This window comes from Pontiella sulfatireligans (genome assembly GCF_900890705.1).
Lineage (GTDB): Bacteria > Verrucomicrobiota > Kiritimatiellia > Kiritimatiellales > Pontiellaceae > Pontiella > Pontiella sulfatireligans.
The window spans coordinates 264,385-286,629 of the sequence record NZ_CAAHFH010000001.1 but is presented as its reverse complement, the minus strand read 5'-3'; the positions used below and the strand labels follow the sequence as shown (position 1 = coordinate 286,629).

Here is a 22,245-nt window from a genome sequence, read left to right as displayed (position 1 = left end):
GCACCCCGTTCACCTTGCTTAGTGAACGCCAGCGGCTGCAACCTTCGGCTTATATTTCGGTGGCTCTTTCTGCATTGCATTCGGTTTGGTGGGAACACCGGCTTCCATGCGTTTAATCAACTGGTCCAGATGCTTTTCATACACCCCGCGCGGAGATGTACCATTTTCAATGGCCGTAGCGGCCGCCATACCAACCACCTCGCCCATCATGCCGGTGGTCACCATCACACGAACCGTGCCGAGCGCGGCATGCGTCACACTGATATTCCGTCCCGCCATAAAGAGGTTATCAACATTACGGGAATAGAGCGTGCGGTATGGAACATGATACGGCTTGATTGGATCCTGAATACAATAGGTCTGCCATTCCCATCCGGGATAACGCTGCTTGTTTTCAGGAGTTGCATAATGAAGATCAAGCGACCAGGTGGAGGTGAAACTGGCATCCGGATATTCCACCTGGTTGATAATATCATTTTCCGTCAGGATCAGATCACCCAACAGACGACGGGATTCACGCTTACCGCCGATGTGGCTGAGCCAGGTAATTTCCCGGTTTTTAAACTGATCCAGATTATTGTGCACATAAGCCCAGTTTCCATAAATGCCGCGCAGCCCGTTATCGCGGACAATTTCCGCGTCGATTGCACAATCCATGTTCATACCGGTTTCCCAAAACCAGCGGCCGCCCATATCCGTCATATGATACTCTTCAGAACAGGGATGTGCCCACGGAATCTCTTCGGACGTAGGAAACGGCTTCGGGTTGCCAACCTTATCCGATCGCCAGCGAACACTCATGCCCAGCAGCGTATTATCCGCTTCTGCCGGGGCACTGGGTTCATTGGCATACTCTTTTCCTTCACGAGTCTGTGTCCAGTCCGCTCCGGCGAGCCAGCCTAAGGTACCGTCACCCGTGCAATCTGCAAACAATGTGCCGGGAAATACCACTTCTTTTCCCGTCTCAGTTGAACGTGCCACAACAGCCGCAATCTTGCCGTCTTTCATCTGCACATCAAATGCATGCATGTTCAGATGGAGGCTCACATTCTTCTCTTCGTTCATGATTTGTGTACGAAGATCAGCCGTTGCCTCGTCCTGCCCTTCCTTGGACAGGAATCCGCCATGCGGGAATTCCACATTGTATTCCTTATGGCTGTCCTCAGGTATCGCTATACCCGTGATTTCACGGACGATATTTCCAATTTTCGGATAGCGGTTTTTGTTCAGCAAACCGCAGATCTTAACATGGACCTCCGGGCTGTTGTTGCCGCCCAGCACTGGACGGTTCTGAATCAGGGTAACTTTGAGCCCCAACCGAGCGGCGGAAAGTGCTGTTGTGCAGCCGGCAACGCCACCACCTACGACGACTAGATCGGATTTCGGCATCACTTCCGGCTCATGAAACCCCAATAGTTCCCGACGGAAATTATTCAGTTTCTTCGGATCATTTGGGGGATAGATCCGGTCGTTGCAGAAATAGATGGCATCGACACGTCCGTTAAAACCGGTCAGATCCCGCAACCCGATTCCCACCGTTTTTCCAACCGTCACCTGTCCGGCATACTGCCATTCCCACTGCTTGCCGGTTTCGCCTACAACCTTTGGCAATGGCTGCCCATCGACAAGCAGTTGGATCTTGCCGGGTCCTTTGCCGTCGTACCACGGAGCCGTCCAGTTATAGGTGCGCACCAGTGCATGATATTTTCCAGGCATTGGAAATTCGACCGTCTTTGTGGTGTCCGGTATCGTCCGTCCCATTCCATTGGCCATCAGATAAGCGGAACCCATTTTTTCGAACGATTGCTGATCGATTACCCAGCCGTCTTTTGCACCAAAACTCTCTGCCTCAATCAACAGCCCCGCAGCGTGCACAGATACCGCCATTCCCGCCCCCACAAATGTCATTAACCATTTTTTCATTTCATGCTCCGTCAGTTGAGTTCAAATCTAAATACGGTGGCGATTTCATCCATCTGAGCATCCGGCACTGTCAGGAAAAAGTTACGAAGCCCGAAATACCACTCCGCTTCCATATCGGTGCCCATCACGGTAATGCGCCTAACGTCCTGTTCCGGATAAAAGTCGTGCTGAGCCAGTCCACGGATTTCGATTTCGCTTCCGGCCTTTGGCTTGCCGAGCATGAATAGATAGAGATATTTGCCATCCTTGGATTGCAGAAACCGGCCGTCATGCTCCGTATATTCGACAGTGGACGACTGCCCCCCGAAGTGCCCGTCCTCGGCCTTCGCCTGTCCAAATCCGTTAAAGTCGAACGGCCGCGTTTCATAAACCGCTTCGGCGTGTTTCTTCATCCAAACACCGATATCGCGAAGCACATCGCGCTGCGCCTGCGGGATGACCCCGTCCGCCCGCGGAGAGACATTCAGCAACACGATGCCGTTTTTGCTCCACACATCGATCATGTTGCGGACCACCAGAGCAGCCGGCTTGTATTCCTGCCCCTCGACATAGCACCAGGACTTCTTGCTCAGCGTCACATCGGTCAGCCAGATGGACTCGGAAAGATCCTTCTTTCCGCCCTGTTCAATATCCAGAATCCCAACCGACTTCGGAAGGTCGTTTTGTTTGTAGGCCAAAACCACGTCCTGGTTTTTCCTGGCCGCTTCATTCAGGTAGTAGGCCACGTACTCCTGGCGAACGCTTTCTGGAATGATATTCATCCAGGAGTCGAACCACATGATGTCCGGTGAATATTGATCCACGACTTCCTTCAGCTGGTCGAACCAATATTGGTTGAACTCCTCCTCCGGCATGTTGCCGTACAGTTTGGAAAGAACAGGGTCGGTTGACGAGGTGGCATAGTCGGGATGATAGGTAAAGTGGCTGTTGTAACCTCCCCACTTTTCCGGAGTGTCTGCATACCGCTGCCCATTGCGCGCGTGGTGGAAGGTGGTGATAAACTTCATCCCCTCCCCTTTAATCGCCTTTTCCAGTTTCCCGGTCAGGTCCTGCTTCGGCCCCTTGTCATAGGCATTCCATGGATTCACCTTGCTTTTCCACAGAGCAAAACCATCGTGGTGCTGCGCACACGGACCGGCAAACTTTGCCCCCGCCTCCCGGAACAGCTTTGCCCAGTCCGCTGCATCAAAATGCTCGGACGTAAACATTGGGACAAAGTCGTGATAGTTAAAGTCCTTCGGGTCGCCGTAGGTTTCGCGGTGGTGCTTCTCCACCTCATGCCCATCGGAACGGTACATGTGCCACGGGTACCATTCGTTGTGGAAAGCTGGCACCGTGTGTACGCCCCATGTAAAATAGATGCCTAGCTTAGCATCGGAAAACCACTCAGGAGCGGCCTTATGCGCGGATAGAGATTCCCAATCAGCCGTATATTTTTCGGATTTAACAGGAATGGATGAACATCCCGCAAAAACGGTTGCTGCAACTAACAACACTATATATTTCACGCGCACTCCTCATGCAGGATACTGAATGACACCGGCAAACTTTTGCTCGCGGAACCAGGGATCGTTGGAGCTCTTCAGCCACGTCCCTAGTTCAGAAACAATGAAGTCGGTATCCGCTTTCGGAATATCCGATAGTTGAAGCGCCTTCATCTGGTAGGGATCCTTTTCGTTATCGAACAGCAGTTGCTCGCCCTTCTCATCGATCTGGAACGAATAGCGGTCGGTGCGGAGGCCTTTGAACTTATTGTTGTAGCCGAGAAAATGGGCGGACTTTGGCTTTGCCGTCTTCGACCAGTCGCCCGTGATGATTTCGCGCGAATAGTTTTTGCCTTTGACCGTCGAAGGAATTCGTTTTTTCAAGCCCAGCATACCGAGAACAGTCGGCATAATATCGACCGGGGTGATCATCAGATCTTCAAGCGTTCCCTTGGTCTTGCCCGGATACTTGATCATGAACGGCACACAGAACGCTTCTTCATAAATGACGAGCTTACCGAACTTATTGTGGCTGCCCATCATTTCGCCATGGTCAGCCGTAAAGACCACAATGGTGTTGTCGGCCTCGCCAGATTGCTCCAAAGCCTGGAACACCCGTCCCAGTTGCTTATCGACGCCAGTGATGTTGGCGAAATAGAACGGCACGCTTTTCTTTGCCTTGGCGAGATTTTCCGCATCGGATTCCACGACATTCGGACGAATCAGAAGCTCGTCAGAATGCTTGTCTTTGTAAAACTCGCGATAGGCGATCTCATCGCAATCCTTCTCGGAAGCATATGGGTTATGCGGCGGGTTGGGTGCCCAGATGATGGAAAACGGCTTGCCGGCCTCGCGCTGCCCCTGATTGTTTTTCAGATAATCGGTGATCACATCCGCTTCGAGCTTCGGCGAATAGATTTTGGGCCGGTGCTGCACTCCGTCGGCCTTGCCGTCGATCCGTTCGGGGCGGTTGGAATAGACGCGCGGATCCTTATGGACATCTTTTACGCACTGGAACCAGTAGTCGACTCCATGCCGGCCGCGGCCCGGCGGAATGTAGGTGTCGTACGGATTAAAGTGATGGCCGCCGGGCGCTTCGGCTGTGCCGACATAGTTCTGGTTTTCGTCGAATAGCGGGTCGTTGCGCTCCCAGTGCGTCTTGCCCACGTAGCAGGTGTCATAGCCCGACTGGGCCAACACATCGGTGAAGCAGTCAATATCATGCCGCAGGTGATCCTTGCGGTCTTCGCGGCAGTTGTTGACCACCCCGTTCTGCCACGGATACATGCCGGACATCAGCATGGCGCGGTGCGGGCTGCAGACCGGACACGTACTGACCGCCTGCGTGAACACCACGCTATCCTGAGCAAGCCGATCGAGCGTTGGAGTAATCACCGGATCTGAAGCCGTTTTCAGCGCGCCTTTGAACTTGCCCTTCTGCCAGAACCCCATCGCTTCACGACGCATCTGGTCCGGAAAGATGAATAACAGGTTTGGCTGTTTATGTTTTGCAGCTATGGCCTTAGCCCCAAACATCGGGGAAGCCATTGCAACGGCTGAAAGTTTCATATAATTACGTCGTTTCATTCTAAGCTCCAAAAGACTCGGTTGATTCAGTTTAAGAAGGCTGATTTAAGATAATCGACTAAGGAACGTTCGGAAAGACCATCTTTGCGTAATAACCATCAAAGATCTGCGCATAAGGAGTTGGCACTCACTATTGGTTTGATAGGGGTAGGAACGACGCATTGATTTGCGCCGCTCCTCCCTCCGAACCGTACGTGCGGTTCTCCCGCATACGGCTCTCCAGTTGATGATTACCTTTAACCTCTTTGAGGACTGGCAGCTTCCTCCCAGGCCGTGTACATCGAGAACAGCCCGAGTTTCGCGAAGAAGGTGTACTCTCTTCGACTCCGTTGATTCCACTCTCCAGAACCTCCAGCATGCGATCCGTCCAGACAGCAGGTTCCACCCACGCCCAGCGAGCGAGGACTTCTGAAATCGGTTCAGCCGTTTCCGGCACTTTTGATTCCTTTGCTTCCATACATTCTAACATCACACTTATACTCGCCGCCTATAAGTCCATGCCTTCCGTACAGGTTTCGGACTTTAGAGATTTGCGCCTCCTCATCCGGCATGGCCGCCTCGTATGCGGTTCTTGTTCATCGGGCCAGTGCTTTGCCTTCGGCTTCCTTCCCACGGTTCCTCGCGGTTACGCAGTTGCCGTTCAGCTAATCGTTCCCCCTGCCGGGCCGATAGAGGACTTTCACCTACGAGCAAGTGCTCCCTGCCGGGCACACACAAAAAAAGCCGCCGGGAATCCGGCGGCTTCAGCATGTATTATAAGGTATTAATCACATCATAAATCTGCGGCGGATCAGGATGATTCCACCTCCAAAGGCAGCAACCAAACCCAGCGTAGCTGGTTCCGGAATAACTTCGACCGTCAGGGTATCGAACTTCACACGGGCACGGGCATTTGAATCAACTACCCCGCCTTCTTCAAAGAAACCAGCGGCTGTGATGTTATCAAGCGCAGAGCCCAGCACATCGTAGGTTAGACCTTCGGCTGTCATGAGACTGGTTGATGCTGATGTCGCGGTTGTGAGCGTCGCCCAGTTTGCGCTCGAATAGCTTAACGATCCTTCAACGTCCAAGTAATCGGAACTTACATACCAGTTCCCGCCACTCTGAACGGCAAAGCGAAGCGCTACATTGCCTATGTTGTTCGCAGACATCGACATAGCCGACAGTGTGTTGCCTACTCCACCAACAGCATTAAAATACACCAACGCAGCGATCGAACGCGTGTCTGTAGTGACACCTGGACTGCCTGGATTGTTATCTGGAGTATTTCCGTCTACGCCGAGCCATAAAGCACCATCGTCGTTGATGATGCTTCCGGCCGAATCCAAATCAACACTTGAACCATTTGCGCTGGATGTTTGAATGATCCCATACATATCTTGCCCGATGTAGTTAGAATCCAGCCCCGTTGACATAAACGCTCCGGCCTGTGTGTAGTTCCGAATATTTTCACCTGTACCGACCTGATCTGTGGCACTTAGGTTACTTTGAAACGACGTATCTGTTGCGGCCGTCAAGTTGTTGGCCTTGTCCCAGTTCAGGATAGATGTCGCCATCGACGGAAGCGCTATCCCCATGCCAACCAGCATGGCAACGGTCTGTATTGCTGTTCTATTTTTCATTATTTGTTCTCCGGTTTCAGTTGATAATTAGTTTCAGGCAAAACCGTTAATTCATCAAATACGCTTTTGCGCAATCCGGCGAAGCCATTTGCGCAGAACATTCATTTTTAATCAGGTTGTGTACATACCTTTGGCTTTAACCGGGGCGGCGGGCCAGCTGTCGCCGGTGTCGGCGATCCACTGGACGAGCCGGTCGTAGAGCTGCTGTTTGACGCCGGCGCGGGCGGGGTCGTCTTTTAGATTGGTCTGCTCGTAGGGGTCGCTATCCATATCGAACAGCTCGGTGACACTGTTGATCGACATAGGGCTGGTGTTGTCCCGCACGATCAGTTTGTAGCGGTCGGAACGCACCATGCGCCAGGCACCCTGATGCGGGCAGAAGATGGAATCCACCTCGGGCATGGGCTGACCTTTTGCGGCGGCGGATTTATCGACACCGGCGCAGGTTTTCTGCGAGGGCAGTCCGCAGAGGCTCAGCAGCGTGGGCATCACGTCCACACCGTTCATGAGCGTGTCGGAAACCTGTCCGGAGGGAATGGTTCCCGGCATGCGCATAAAGAGCGGGATGTGGCAGGATTCCTCTTCGGGATGCCCTTTTTTCTCGAGGTTCTGCGAGTAGTGCATGTCGCCGTGGTCGGAGGTGAAAACGACGAGGGTGTTGTCTTTCAGTCCTTCGTCTTCCAGGAACTGCATGAGGCGGCCGAAGTGGTCGTCGAGGGCGGCGCACTGAGCGTAGTAGTCGGCGAGGTCGCCGGCGCCGGGGTTGCCGGCGGGCACGTTGGGGCGACGGTCGGATTCGCTGACAGAATAGATCTGATATTCCGCCGGGACTTCATCGTACGGGGTGTGAGGCGGCCCCCACGAGAGATAGCAGAGCCACGGGCGCTCGCGATTGCTCTGGATGAAGGTTTCGGCCAGCTCGCGCTGGAATTCGGGTTCGTAGCGGTTGAGCACTTCGGTCATGGTTCGGCCGTCGTCGTCGACCATGGCGACATTACCGGCGGAAGTTGAAATGAAGTTGTGGCCGCGGTTGAAGCCCTGATAGGTGGTGAATCCGCGGCGGCGCCAGCGGCGCGACGGGTCGCCCGGAAGCCAGCCGGTGTTGCCTTCGGCGTCCACGGTGTCGTAGCGGCCCTCGCCGTCGTAGTGGGTTTTACCGATGTAGTGGGTGGCATAGCCGGCCTGCTGGAAGACTTCGGCAAAACAGCGGTTGCCGGGCGGAATCATCAGGTCGTTGTGGGTCATGCCGGTCTGGTGGGGATAGAGTCCGGTCATCAGCACGGCGCGCTCGGGGGTGCAGACCGGCGAGGTGGCGTAGGCTTTGCGCCAGCGGAGGCCTTCGGCGACAAAGTTGTCGATGTTCGGCGTCTGCACGAGGGCGTCGTTGACCTCGCCGTGGCTGAACGCGCTGAAGCGCCACTGATCGACCAGTACAAACAGGACGTTGGGAAGCGCGCCGTGCGCGGCACCGCGCGCGGAGAGCAGAGGCGAGGCGGCGGCCAGAGTTCCGACGCCGCCGAGGAAGGCACGGCGGCTGGTGCTGAAGGATTGGGATGTGTTCATCAGTAGAAGACCTTCACGTTATAGGTGTTTTCCAAAGTCTGGATCTGGTTGGTGGCGGCGGCGCTGAGCGGGTTGCCGCGCACCCAGAGCTGATCGCCCTCGCCCAAGCCGCCGGCGGCGGCGTTGGCAACCACGGCGGAGAGGTCGGTGATCTGGTTGTTTTCCAGATCGAGCCAGCGCAGGTGCGTCAGGGATTCAATGCCGGACAGGTTGCTGACCTGATTGTTGTCGAGATTCAGCGCCTGCAGATTGCTCAGCACACTCAAGCCGGAGAGATCGGACAGCTAATTGCCGGAAAGATTGAGCCCGGTCAGGCCGCTCAGGCCGGAGAGGTCCATCAGCGCGGAGAGCTGGGCGCTCGCCAGAGAAAGCTTATCGAGTGCCGAAAGCTGCGCCAGCTCGGGGGCCTCGAACAGGCCGTTGGTCAGGGTGATTCCGAGAATTTCGAGTAGCTCAGCATCGTAGATCCGGTTGGTGGGCGCATCCAGCGGCGAGATGGCTTTAATTCCGCTATAGAGCACCGGACTGCTGATGCTGTCGACGGCGGCGACGCCGTCCATGATGCGGAAGAAACCGGCGGGCGCATCGTAGGCAAAGGAGGCGGAACGGGAGGCGTTGGTTGAGGAAACCTCGCAGGTGCCCTCTTTGCCGAGCTCCGAAGGCTGAGCGGCGGAGATGACAATGAAATGATCGGACTCCAGATTCCAGTCGAGCTGTACGGAGCCGGAGTCTACCACCAGATTGGTGATGAGCAGTTCGATCTCTTCCGGCGGAGGCGGTGGCTCGGCCGCAGCGACTTCGCGCACCGTGATATTATCGAAAAAAATCTCCTGCTGCGTGTCCGCGTTGATAAATTTCAGACTGGACAGTTGAGTCGACGGGCTGGTGTCGCGCCCCTGCGAGACGCCGGCGGCGACGCGCACCTGGTCGATCCAGATATCCATCAGGCCGGTTCCGAGCGAGGAGGTTCCGCCGCCCGGGTCGTCGTAATCAAGCGTCGCGCCCGTCTCGTTGAAAACAACGTCGAGATGGTGCGCCGCGTTGAGGGTGTAGCTGCCGGAAGGTCCGACCGCACCGTCGGTCAGGGTGAAGGCATTAACGGGGTTTTTCGCGCCGGAGCCGCTGCCGACCGAAATGCTGACCCCTCCGGCAATCGTTGAGGGTTCATAGAAGTCGAAACTGACCATCAGCACCTGTCCGGTTGAGAGGCTGTTAGCCGAAAAGGTTGTCTCATAGGTGATCGGGTCGCCGGCGATGTTATAGAAATAGAGAATCTGGTTGGCGGTTCCGCCACCCATCCGGTTGCTGCCATCGGCGACCACTTCGATTTTGCGTTTGGTTTTCAAGGCGTTCGGATCGACGGTGGACCAGCCACCGGTTGTTGTCAGCACACCCAGGGCATCCGACTCGAAGGTTTCGGAAAGCACGGTTTGGTCGATGGCGACCGCCTGAGCGGAAAGCGCGCACAAGGCGAACGCCGCGGACAACGCCGCGGACAACCCGGATTTGTTTGTTTTTACGGTCATTTACGGATCCCTCAGTAAGTTGAGAATTTTAGCATTTCGCGCGCATATTTTATCCTCCATTCCTCACTCCTAATGAGTTTGGCTTCGTATAAGAATTACGGCTGTTCAATCGGGACCAGCTCCACGTAGTTCAGCGCAAGGCCTTTGGTGCGATATTTTTCGTAGGCCAGGTCGAGGCCGCTTAACTCAAGTGTATAGTCGCCGGGTTTCTCGAATTCAACGTCGCCGATTCGGGAGATGACATAATTCCACGGAATCTGATTAAAGTTTTTAAGTACACCGTCCTGTTTCAAAACAAACTCGGTGGCTTTCCCATTTACTTGCAACGTGGCAGACTGTCCACCGCCAACCCATTCGGGATTTTCATGATGCTGGCTTTCGGAGCTGATGAGTTTGACCTTATAGCGTCCGGGACGAAGCACGTTGAAGTCCCATGCCAGTTTCTTCGCTTCGTCATCGCGTTCCGCATTGAAGAAGTCGAGACGTGTGATGCAACGGGCGTCCTGCACCATGCTTTGATCAATTTCCAGATCTCCTTCGTGTTCAACCGCTATGACGGTGTTCAACACGGAAACGGGTCGATCAGGAAGCATCACGTTCAGGTGATGAACCGACGTGTTTTTGATGACCTTTTGTTTGTAACTGAGCGGCAGTTTCCCCTCTTCCGTCAATGCGTAGACGCTTTTCACTTTATTCTGCAGACCACTTAGATCTATGAATCCGCCGGCGGGCCACTCAAACACATTCAGGTAGAGGATGCCCGGCTTGCGGGTGATCACGCCCCAGTCATGGGTTCGTGAAAAAGGGGTTCCCTTTGCGCTATAGACCGTTTCGCCATAGTGGTCCAACCAGACTCCAACGTTTTTTAAATGCTGCTGAATGGCGGGGTCCACAACACCAGTGGCATCCGGCCCGACATTGAGCAGCAGGTTTCCGCCTTTACTCACAACGGAAACAAGCACCTGGACAATCTGTTTAGCAGAACGGAAGTTGGTATCTACCTTCTTATGCCCCCAGCTGTCAGTCGTGGTCACAATCGCTTCCCAGTCCTTCATGTCCAATTGGGGGTGGATATAATTATCAGAGCTGGTCTCATAGTCCCAGAGTTCCATGCCCGGGCCCTCATAGCCCTCATCCATTATCCGACTGTTGATCAGAATATCCGGTTGCAGGGAGCGGGCCATTTCGGCCATCTCTCTCGCATATTTAATATCGAGTCCACGGGCCATATCCACCCACAGAAGCGAAACATCCCCGTACTGGCTCAACAGCTCTTTGACCTGTGGCATGCTCTTTTCTTTCCAATACCGATCGAAGACAGCATTGGTCGGGTTGTAATCCCAATCGTTATATCGGTCACAGATGGCATCGGGATGTTCCCAGTCGATGCGATGAGAATAATAAAACCCGAGCCGGATATCATACTTTTTACAGGCTTTGGCCAGCGCCTTGAGCGGATCTTTCCCATAGGGCGTCGCATCAACCATATTATATGCTGATACGGCGGAGTCATACATGGCAAATCCATCATGGTGCTTCGCGGTGATGACAATGAATTTCATACCGGCATCACGAGCCATTCGAACAAATGCATTCGCATTGAACTCCGTGGGATTAAATTTTCCCGCGTAGTCCTTCAGGTACTCTTGTTTGGGGATCTGTTTTTTATACTGAATCCACTCGCCAATACCGGGAACGGTTTCACCCTGATATTCGCCGGCTAGAACCACATACACGCCCCAGTGGACAAACAGACCGAACTTGGCCTCGCGCCACCAGGCCAACCGTTCATCATTATCGCGCTCCACATGGTGCACTGTCGCGGCATTGCCCGCGGCTTCCGTCTGCACTTCACTAAACCCGGTCAGGGGAAACAGACACATGAGCACACATCGAATCACATTTTTTTTCATAATAACTCCAAGCCATTAATCCCGAAGGTTTTCAACACTAAACACAACCGTCTATTTTGCGAATAAAAAGCCCCCGACAAAACGCCGGGGGCTCTCAGTGTGATGAGAAATATAATCTTACATCTGCTCGATGATCAGTCGGATGAACTGAGCGTCTTCAACTACCGTTGAAACTTCGTTGGTAACAAAGTCCAATGTTCCGCCGGTCACTTCCGTTCCCGTTACCGTATAGCCGGAGTTCGTCCAGGTTCCGTGAACCAGATTATCATTCAACTCCACGTAGTAATTCAGGGTTTCATCGTCCGAGCGCTGTGGGTAGACATAGTTAAACACACCACTGGCAACCTCAATCGTTGAAGCCGTTCCTGTATCGAAGATATCGTTTGGATTACCATCTCGAGCATACTCCTCAAGGTTAGTCAGGCCGTCGCCGTCCGGGTCATCCCCAGCATCCTGATCGGCGGCATCCAGCCCAAAGAGAGGGCTGGAGACCCACCCGTTGAATCCGACAATCTGAAAACTTCCAATCAAGGCAAGGTTGTCCAGCCATGCCTGGCCGGTTTCGGTTGCGGCATCGGTTGATGGAATAAGGCTCATTCGGAAGGTCGCGGATTCGCCGTAGGCCAGGCTGGTATCCGCCATCGCATTGAAGGTAACCGCTTCAGCAGAAGGCGTGGCGCCCTCGGCAGCAAATGTCCAGTCAAAGTCAGCCCATGGGTTAACCGTAACCACATTCGTTATACCGCCGGAAATATCATTGGTGGTATATTGCACAAACTCATTGGTCTGAACCGCCACGCTATACACGATTCCACTCGAAACACCGGAAAGGTCTCCACCAACGTAATCTAGTTGGACCTGTCGCAGTGCCTGCGTATTTAGCCGCATAAAGTCGAAATAGAAACCTTCCAGCTGCATGGAGGAATCCTCCAGCACATTGGATACGGTAAATTCGGCAATCAGAAAAGCGTCTCCTGTTCCGCGGCCTCTCCATGGACGAGCAGCGCTGTTGGTGTCTGCCCCAACTGGATCGTAGAATGACCCAAAAGAGCCATCGAGAGACCCATTCGATGATTGACCGGTCTGAGCGCTGACAATATTAACAGAGACATCGGCCCCGCTCTTGACATATTCAAAATAATCGGGGTTATCGTCCGTGTTGTATGCAAGCACCTGCGCGTCCGGGAACTCGGTCGGAGCCGGGCCGGCCAGGGCGGTGAAGGAATCATATTTGAACCGTACCTTATTCACCGCCACGCCGCCGCTGCCTTCCACGAAGAAACCGACCGCTTCAACATTGGTGAACGCGGCACCTGCCGTATCAAAGGCAACGCCGTCCGCCGTCATCATGGAGGAGGAGTCGCTGGCTGCCGCGCTCAGGGCACCCCATGCTCCCTCTAACGCAGGCGTCGAGAGGGAGAAGGATCCGATGGATGTCGTTTTCGCAAAGCTGATGTACCACTGCCCGTCATTCTTCACGGCAAAGCGTACCGTCGCATCATCCGCATCCAGCTCAACCAGGCTCATTGCCAATGAGCTGATGGTTTCTCCGGCGCCGATGCTGTCGTAGAAATCATCCGCCATGTAGTGGATGATCGTGCTCTGGTAGATGTCGGTGCCGTTGAGGTCATCCCCGGCCGGAGTAACGGTCATCACCAGGTTGCCCTGTGAGGTGTTTGCTTCGGTAAACTTGTAATATCTGAAGGGACGGATCTCAGCGCCTGTACCCTGATTTCCAGTCTGCATGATGCCGTAGATATCCTGCTTTTGGTAGTATTCGGCCTGGCCCCTATCAAACAACGGCGCCGTTGGGAGATAGTTGCGGATATACAGATCTCCGGCAGTCACATCTGTGTTGCCGCCCAGTCTTAAGAGCGCCGAGCCCTGGTCGCCGAAGAACATATCCGGGCTGCTCCAATCCACCAGCACATCGTCTTCATAGAAGTCGCCGATCAGCGCAATATTGTCGAGCAGCATCTGCGACGGTTCCGTTGCAGCATCCGTCGAGGTCTGCAGGGTCAAACGGAACGTAGCGGATTCACCAGCACCAAGCGTTGCGTCGGACATCGCATTGAAACCGAGATCTGGCGAGGTGGTTACGTTGCCGGCCGTTTCGAAGGTCAGGTCGACAAACTTCCATGTGCTTATCGCGGCCGTGGTATCCAGCGTGAAATTATAAATCGCTCCCGTTCCGGTTGCAAGGTCGCCACCGATATAGTCCAGTTTAACCTGACGGACGGAATCAGCCGCATCGCGGAAAACATCGAAATAAAGACCATCCAGCTTCAGGCTTTGGGAAGAGTTGTTGGTGATGGTCACATCGGCCACCAGCGAGTTGGCGCCTTCGGCACGCCAGGGATAAGCTTCTGAGGAGCTGTCTGCTCCAAGCGGATCCTTGAACGAACCATAAGAGCCATCGGTCGAACCACCGGCACTATCGCCATTCAGTGCGGCGGTCAGGCTCAGGTCGAGTCCTACATTCTCAGCAACATATTCAAAATCCGACTTTTCACCGTCCACATTGAAGGCCAGCACACGGGCTGAATCAGAAATTCCGGAAGTCAATATGGTTTCCAGAACAATGTTGTCAGCGTTTCCGCCCTTTGGAACCATCGTGCCGATCGTCGAATCGCGGAGCAGCCTGAAGAAAACATCTTTACCCGCGTCAGCGGCGCCAACGGTGAAGGTGCCTGAGAACGTTTCCCAGGTTGTTGTAGCCGATACGGCATTGGTAACGGCACCCAACAGGTTGGTGTCAGCGGTGTATACCTCTAATGCCCATTCCGGCTTACCGGAAATGTTACCACGATAAATATCGACCGAGAATTGGTAATTCTCACCCTCAACCAACGAATGACCGATCGGAGTCGATTGCAGGTGAATCAAGTCACCCGCGTTCTTCGGGTTAGCCGCAAAAGAGAATGCTCCATCCGGAACGGTACCACTATTGAATGTACGCGGCTTATTGGCGGTATCAACGTCCGCTATGACCGTCCATCCCTCGCTATCGGCGATGAGCTGATCGTTCGTGGGTGCCGTCGTATTTGCCAGATCAACGAATTCGAACGAACTAATTGCGTCATTGATCGGGACGTCGATCGCTGAAGCAATTCCAGCAGCAGAAGCGAAACAAAGAGCAACGGATAAACACATTTTCAATATTCGATTTTTCATCATTTATATTCCTCCAAGCGTGCAGACCGAGCAATCCTATACCACTCTTCTATCCGCATGGTGATAAGAATAACTGTCGGGAGAAAAATAAAAAGCCCCCATTTGCGCAATAATAACTCCATATTTGCGCAGAGCCGGAAGGCAACCCGTCCAACATGCAACAGCCGTGTAAAGAGCCGGATATCGCTATTGGTTAAGTCGCACATCCAAGCGGTAATAGCCGGCGAAATCCGCCCGGTTGACCAGAGCAGTATAGCTGTTGGCAGGAAAGACCAGATTGCTTTCGATTCGGGAGAAGGTTCCAGTCAGGCTGTTGGAATAATAGACGTCGTAAACACGCCCTTCCCGGCTGTCCCACTCGATAATAAAGTTGTTTTCCAATGGGTGGAAAAAGGCGTTTCCAATGGTTGGAAAAACGGACGAAAGCGTTGGGTCGGTTCCGGCAATAAACTCCGAAAGATTGTCGAAGCCGTCGCCGTCGAAATCATATTCCGGGTCGGCATCGGGGCTTCCGGACAGTCCATAGTCTTCGACCCACTTGGTGTAGCCGGCAAGCGGCAACTGGATACTGAGCCGATCGATCTGCAGGCGGCGGGCCTTTGTATCGGAATCGGAGCCGGCGCGAATCAGCAAGGCATTGGGAATCATGTCTTCAAGAAAGGATTGGCTGAGCAGGATAACGGTTCCGCTGTCGAGGCCGGTGAGCCGGATGTCGGCAATGCCGTTGTTCCATTCGATTTCAAGATCGTGACTGGCATCCTCCCACGTGCCATCGATGGAGGCGCTGCCGCTACCTGTGGTGATCAAGTTTTTAGTATTGCTGCCGTCGCGCTGGATGTTGACGTCGACAAGGTGGTTGGTTGTGCCGCCGGAAATATTGACGAGATTGAATTTGGCGGCTGTCCAGGTGGAGCCGGAGTTGAGGCCGAGCGAAGCGGCGATGGCACCACGCGCACAGTCTTTGCCGAACGGCAGGACGGCTTCGCTGATGCCGCCACCGGCATCCGCTTTACCGGTCAGCACCAGAGTGCCGCCTTCTACAGTCAGTCCGGACTCCGCATCGCTGCCCAGCAGCGATACCGTCCAGGCAGGAGCTGCTGTTTCCGGTGTTTCAGATCCCCAGTCTGTAGCCGTTGTGCCGGAATCAACTCCACCGGCACCAAGCACATCAAATTCCCAATCGGAAAATACGCCCAGAGCATCGGACAAAGGGATGGTGGCGGCAGAAACAGACGCGCCCTCTTCGCCGCGCTCCGTGAGAAATTGGAAATCAACACTGTCGCCCGCATCAAATCCGGCCAGCCCCACGCTGATCGGGTTCACAAACAGCGTGCCGATGGTGGAGCCGCTGCCCGGGACATAGGAATTGCGCAGGCCGCGATGCGTCGGGTTGGAGGCCGTGAACTCAAATGCACCCGCCCGGCGGCGCGCCATCACCATCAGCGGTCGGTCGGCGGTGATGGTTTTTCCACCGCCGAAGTCGGCCGTTCCGGCCGCCTCGAAGGAGGCGTAGTAGACACCTGCGTTAGTGTTGGCGACAGCCTGAATGCCGTTGGTGTTGGCGGCAATCTGCACAGGAGGCGCGGCAACCCACGCCTGCAACTCCGCAAGTGTGCAGTCCGGCAGCACCGCATAGGCATAGGTATCAGAAGCCGGGTTCGTTCCGTGGTCGATCCAAAGGCGAAACATGTCGAGAACACCTCCGTTCCACACGGCGGTGCCGAGTTCGTCTTTAACAATATCTTCCCATTCGTTGTCGACGGCCATGTAGGAGTTAAACGGACGGTCGCCAAGCGACATGACCAGCTCCGTCGCCGGCGAGGCGGACGGCCAGATGACATAGCCCATGCCATCGTGATGGAACCATGCATTCGATGTAACCGTGAACCGCTGTTCGGATGCGACGGACGGCGAAACGGTGGTCTGCGCCGCGCCGTCAACAGAGTACACCACGTCGGTGAGACGACGGACGTTGTTAATGGTGGTCAAGATGCTGTCCTGCGTTCCATCGACGGTTGAGATGCGCTCAACGTCCTGGCCGAGGGCCACCATTCCATCGTCGAAGAAAAAGTTGGCCTTCAGCGCGCCGGCGCCGTTTATATGTTCATAGGTTCCGTTGTCATTGAAATCGACCAGGTTCATTTCAAATGCGCCGCAGCCGTACTGGCCGTCGGTAACCGCGCCGGAGAAAAGGTTCAGCCCCCTGGTTTGCGAGCCGGCGAAGCCCCCGGAAATATCCTTTCCCTGCTCCACGGTGGTGCCCGGCACATGGCGGAAGTCCCAGCCGAGGCGACTGAAGCGCAGCTCGTCGCCGCGCCGCACAATGGGCGTGTAGCCGGCGCCATAGTTGAGGTGCAGCGGAGCTCCGTCGCGACTGGCCGGCGCGCGGGCGCGCTGTGAGCAACGGCGGGTATAGATTCCGAAGTTCGACCGGCGATGCGCCTGATATTCTGTATTCCAGAAATAGCGGTGCCCTTCGAACTCCGGCGTCGTCGGCGGCACGGAGCCGCCCGTGCTCCAGTACGGCAGAATCATATTCTGCTCCAGATCGATCAGCTCGGTCTTACGGGTCAGCGAGTCGTCGCCGATTGAAATCAGCCGTTGGTAAAGCGCCTTGAACTCTTCCGCAACATCATCGGTGCGGGCCAGCAACGTCGAGCCCCGCTTGGGAGCCGACGTATACTCAACCGCACCGCGGAACATGACCCATCGTGTTCCTTCGATCATGCAGTTGGCGATAAAATCGAGATTGTCGCCTTCATAGGCCCAGGGCTTGTCCGCAAACAGTTCGCCGAATTCGATGACGCGACTGGTCCAGGAAATGCCGTACATGCCCCAGTAATTCTGGTCGCCATGGTGCATCATGCTCCAGTCCGGATGGATGCCGTCGCTCTCCTCTTCCCAGCGGTTGAAGCTGAGCGCCTTTTTCCAGTGGTACGCATATTCATCTATGTCGGCCACCTGATCAGTGAAAAGGATGTAGCGCAAGCAGTTGTCGATACGGTACGACCAGTTGGCTCCTCGAATTTGGGGAGAGGCCTGAATGGTTGCGCGGCCGAACGCGCGCATGTCCTGAAAAACATCTTCCACGTCCGGATCGGTTGCGCGGTCGGCGTGGATTTCATCAAACATCAACAGGCCGACCAGCACCATGATACCGCAAAGATGCTTCTCCGGATTGTGATAGCTAAAGGTCTCGTGGTATTCGTGCGGCGCAGCATAGCCGTTGTCGAAATACCAGGCGAGCGAATCGTAGATGGTCTGACTGTGATCCACCCCCTGAAATTCGTCCAGCCAGGCCAGAGCGAGCAGGTCAAAGAAATAGGCCCGGTGCGTATCGTATTGCGATTCGGACAGCGAAGCCCCGGTCGGCAGGCTCAAATGCCACGAACCGTCCAAATTAAAATTTGCGGGAACCGATGACGGATTCGAAATGCCGTTGTCCGAGAGAATCCCGGAAATTCGGCTTTGTGTTGGATAGTTATCGCCGTCCCACTCGGAGCGCAGCGCAGTCAGCGCCGCCTGTTTGGCGGCCAACTGCGCCGGGCTGTTGGTGACGGGCGTATAGGGCTGCACCTCATACGCATTCGCGCAATAGGCCAGCATCGCAAAACACAACGTGGCAGCAAATTTCCGTCTAGCCATTGTTAACCATCCAGCGCGTAAATTTTAACATTGTCGTACAGTCCCATGGCCGGATTCATCAAGCGGATGGCAAAATATCCGCCGCCCAGCACCTTTTCAGGGTTTTCTTCGATGTAGGTGAATGATTTTTTACCGTTGATCGTCCACTCCACTTTATTTCCGATCTTGGTAATTCGGAGCTTATGCACCCTGTCGGGATTCTCATCCGTTCCATCGCCCCCGGTAATCAGAATCTTCTTTTCCGGACTTTTCCGAAGATTGGATGTTTCGCGCTGCGGATGAAAATAACTGATGCGGTATCCGACCAGATCCCCCTTGGTGTATCGTCCGGCAATTCCATTGCGCGGCTTGAGCCCCGGATCAAATACACTCTCCCCGCCCAAACCCAAATGGCTGAACATAATCATATGCAGCGGGTATGTATTCAGACTCTGAAAATCGCATTCAAAAATATAATTTTCCGGCGCCGGGTTTTTGTTCCACAGCACAAAATGAGCGTTCTGGAATTTTCCATCCACGGTTAACGCCTTAACGCCCTCTTCTCCAACATCGTTCCGCATCAGCTCTTCAACAAAATCGCGCGCCGCTGTTTCGCTGCCGCCCTCGTCCCGGAATTTCTGCGTCTGTTTTGCATAGCGGCTATGCAGCAGCAGTTTGCCATCCTGAACAGAGGCATGTCCCGGCCCCTCCATGATCCAATCCTCCAGAGCTGTTGCATCATCGAATGAATTGGAATAGATCAGCTTTGGTTTTTTCGCGATCGTGTCCTTCAGCTTCAGGATTTCAAACAGGCAGTAGGAGTCGTAAATGCCCTCTTTCCGGGTAATCCCGTTCGTGAGGGTATAATCGATAAGTATGTCATAGATTTCCGGACGGTAGGCCGCGTACCAGATATAGCCATCATAGGAAATCGGCGTCCCCTTCTTCACCGCTCCTTTACCGTTTAGACGCTCTGCAAATTTACCATTGCCCTTGTCGGCAACTTCAACCAGCGTGTTGGCCATGGCATGGACGACCCGCTCGGGGAAACCGTAGCGTCCGCTCCGGTAAAAAAGCTGAAAATCCCGCGAATCAAATGAACCGTGCGTAAAATCCTCCGACTGATCCGGATTCTTTTTCCTCGAATAATCGCTGTAGGGATAAAAGACACACTCTTTTCCATTGGCTTCGAAGTAGACCATCTGACCCAGCAGAAAATCGATCATGGCCTGATTCACACGGTCAATTTTCGCCACATATTCAGGATGTATACCGAAGGCTTCATACGCCTCGGCTAGGGCAATCGCACCGGACATGATCGGAAACACACGATTATAAATATAGACTCCCCCATGCCACTCTTCACGTTGCATGGTGTCGGGATAGCGGATCAGCTCATCGACCCCCACAAAAACACGGTAGGTATAGTCCAGCGTCTTCTGTGCTTCTCCAGCCAGCCGCAAAGCAATGTCAAGGTAGGTGTTCCCATTATATTGCTTCTCCCAGATGGAGGGGTCAGATGCAATCATCCTCACCGGCACCGAAATGACATCCAGGCCGGCAAATCCGCCGGCGCCCGGCGCCAGGCCAAGGGAACCGTCTTCATAGACTTCAAGTTCCTTATAGTTCGGCCAGACCGGCGCGACACTGCGGTCGTAGCTGATTTTATAGGAGGTGTACCGCGGATCAACATTCCCGATATTATCATTCCGATAGTCGATGGACTTCTGCGCCAGTTCAATGGCCCGATTCACCAGCGCAAGATCCTGATCCTTTTCGTAGATCCATTCCAGCGCATAGCTGTTTGACCGTTTCCGGAAATAATAGTTCACCGCATTGTGCGTCGGTTCCCAGGCATTCAGGAGGTATTGCTTCAGCCCTTCCAGCTCCCGCGCCGTCAGTTCGCCCTGCACACTGTCGAGCACCATGTGCTTTGCCGCCGGATCCTCCCAGTTGTATTTATTGACGGCCGTTGCTTCGATATAGTCCATGTTACGGATCAGCTCACGGCCTTTCGTCCGGGCTGATGCCTCATCCGGAAGGAACGCCGTCAGAATAAATAACAGGGTAATCGCAGATAAAAACGGTTTCGAATAAATCATAGTTCAAGCGTCCTTCTTCAAGCCGGTCATGCCGGATAGTTAATTAATTCAGAAAGTTTTCGTTTCCGGTACCATGGATCGTTCGACTGTTTCAGCCACATGCCTAGCTCGGAAACAATGAAGTCTGCATCCGCCTGAGAAATATCGGCGAGCTGTAACTCTTTCATCTGATAGGGGTCGGTTTCGTTATCAAACAAAATCTGCTTTCCTTCCTTATCGATCTGGAACGAATAGCGGTCGGTGCGCAGCCCCTTGACCTCTTTGTTAATTCCGAGGAAGTGCGCCGATTTCGGTTTGTCGGTCGCCGACCAGTCGCCGGAGATGATTTCGCGGGAAAAGTTTTTGCCCTCGACCGTTGAAGGAATTCGTTTTTTCAAGCCCAGCATACCGAGAACAGTCGGCATAATATCGACCGGGGTGATCATCAGATCTTCAAGCGTTCCCTTGGTCTTGCCCGGATACTTGATCATGAACGGCACACAGAACGCTTCTTCATAAATGACGAGCTTGCCGAACTTATTGTGGCTGCCCATCATTTCGCCATGGTCAGCCGTAAAGACCACAATGGTGTTGTCGGCCTCGCCAGATTGCTCCAAAGCCTGGAACACCCGTCCCAGTTGCTTATCGACGCCAGTGATGTTGGCGAAATAGAACGGCACGCTTTTCTTTGCCTTGGCGAGATTTTCCGCATCGGATTCCACGACATTCGGACGAATCAGAAGCTCGTCAGAATGCTTGTCTTTGTAAAACTCGCGATAGGCGATCTCATCGCAATCCTTCTCGGAAGCATATGGGTTATGCGGCGGGTTCGGCGCCCAGATGATGGAAAAGGGCTTTGAGGCATCGCGCTGTCCGATATTGTTTTTCAAATAGTCAACCAGCACATCCGCTTCAAGCTTCGGCGAATAGATTTCCGGGCGGTGCTGCACACCATCGGCCTTGCCGTCGATCCGTTCGGGGCGGTTGGAATAGACGCGCGGATCCTTATGGACATCTTTTACGCACTGGAACCAGTAGTCGACTCCATGCCGGCCGCGGCCCGGCGGAATGTAGGTGTCGTACGGATTAAAGTGATGGCCGCCGGGCGCTTCGGCTGTGCCGACATAGTTCTGGTTTTCGTCGAATAGCGGGTCGTTGCGCTCCCAGTGCGTCTTGCCCACGTAGCAGGTGTCATAACCCGACTGGGCCAACACATCGGTGAAGCAGTCAATATCATGCTTCAGAGAGTCCGGACGGTTCTGATGACAGTTGTTCACGACCCCGTTCTGCCACGGCCACATCCCCGACATCAGCATGGCGCGGTGCGGACTGCAGACCGGACAAGTGCTGACCGCCTGTGTAAATACGACACTTTCCTGCGCAAGCTTATCCAAGGCAGGCGTAATTACCGGGTCGCTGACGGTATTCAAAGCCCCCTTGAATTTTCCCTTTTGCCAGAACCCCATCGCTTCGCGGCGCATCTGGTCGGGAAAAATGAAGAGCAAATTAGGGCCCTTGTTTTCTGAGGCGGCGACCTTTCCGGGAAGGGATACTGCCCCGACCGCCATACCTGAAGTAAAGAGATAGTTCCGTCGATTCATTCTATGACTCCTAATTGGGCGCTTGCCAAAATCCAACTTAAAGATCATTCACCGCAAAAGCGGCAATATATTCACTTCATAACGTGTAAAAACATACCCAATGTTCGAGGCAAATGGCACATTTCTTTTGCGCAATAGTCAACCACG

The 22,245-nt window shown here is 54.1% G+C and carries 12 protein-coding genes; all 12 read right to left on the bottom strand.

Annotated elements, in window-relative coordinates:
* Positions 1-18: 18 nt before the first annotated feature.
* On the bottom strand, positions 19-1,923 hold the full coding sequence (locus tag SCARR_RS01075) for an FAD-dependent oxidoreductase (RefSeq protein WP_136059687.1): 1,905 nt from the start codon (positions 1,921-1,923) through the stop codon (positions 19-21).
* A gap of 11 nt (positions 1,924-1,934) precedes the next feature.
* Positions 1,935-3,431: an alpha-L-fucosidase gene (locus tag SCARR_RS01070; RefSeq protein WP_222846123.1), complete on the bottom strand. Its 1,497-nt coding sequence runs from the start codon at positions 3,429-3,431 to the stop codon at positions 1,935-1,937.
* 9 nt (positions 3,432-3,440) lie between these two features.
* On the bottom strand, positions 3,441-4,994 hold the full coding sequence (locus SCARR_RS01065) for a sulfatase family protein (protein ID WP_136059686.1): 1,554 nt from the start codon (positions 4,992-4,994) through the stop codon (positions 3,441-3,443).
* 767 nt (positions 4,995-5,761) lie between these two features.
* The gene (locus SCARR_RS01060; protein ID WP_136059685.1) at positions 5,762-6,616 is read right to left on the bottom strand and encodes a PEP-CTERM sorting domain-containing protein; all 855 of its coding nucleotides are present in this window, start codon (positions 6,614-6,616) and stop codon (positions 5,762-5,764) included.
* Positions 6,617-6,727: 111 nt separating this feature from the next.
* Entirely contained in the window at positions 6,728-8,179 is a 1,452-nt protein-coding gene (locus SCARR_RS01055) for a sulfatase family protein (protein ID WP_136059684.1), read from the bottom strand.
* On the bottom strand, positions 8,179-8,439 hold the full coding sequence (locus SCARR_RS01050) for a leucine-rich repeat domain-containing protein (protein ID WP_168432872.1): 261 nt from the start codon (positions 8,437-8,439) through the stop codon (positions 8,179-8,181). The genes SCARR_RS01055 and SCARR_RS01050 overlap by 1 nt, the downstream gene beginning before the upstream one ends.
* Positions 8,440-8,463: 24 nt before the next feature.
* The gene (locus tag SCARR_RS01045; RefSeq protein ID WP_136059682.1) at positions 8,464-9,705 is read right to left on the bottom strand and encodes a hypothetical protein; all 1,242 of its coding nucleotides are present in this window, start codon (positions 9,703-9,705) and stop codon (positions 8,464-8,466) included.
* Positions 9,706-9,800: 95 nt separating this feature from the next.
* Positions 9,801-11,618, bottom strand: a complete 1,818-nt coding sequence (locus SCARR_RS01040) for an alpha-L-fucosidase (RefSeq protein WP_136059681.1) — start codon at positions 11,616-11,618, stop codon at positions 9,801-9,803.
* A gap of 117 nt (positions 11,619-11,735) precedes the next feature.
* Positions 11,736-14,795, bottom strand: coding sequence for a carbohydrate binding domain-containing protein (locus tag SCARR_RS01035; protein ID WP_136059680.1), 3,060 nt, complete (start codon positions 14,793-14,795; stop codon positions 11,736-11,738).
* Positions 14,796-14,978: 183 nt separating this feature from the next.
* Complete coding sequence (locus SCARR_RS01030) at positions 14,979-18,437, bottom strand: polysaccharide lyase family 8 super-sandwich domain-containing protein (protein WP_136059679.1); 3,459 nt, start codon at positions 18,435-18,437, stop codon at positions 14,979-14,981.
* Positions 18,438-18,439: 2 nt separating this feature from the next.
* Complete coding sequence (locus SCARR_RS01025) at positions 18,440-20,518, bottom strand: DUF1961 family protein (protein ID WP_136059678.1); 2,079 nt, start codon at positions 20,516-20,518, stop codon at positions 18,440-18,442.
* A 26-nt stretch (positions 20,519-20,544) separates the two neighbouring features.
* Positions 20,545-22,098: a sulfatase family protein gene (locus SCARR_RS01020; RefSeq protein WP_168432871.1), complete on the bottom strand. Its 1,554-nt coding sequence runs from the start codon at positions 22,096-22,098 to the stop codon at positions 20,545-20,547.
* Positions 22,099-22,245: the final 147 nt, after the last annotated feature.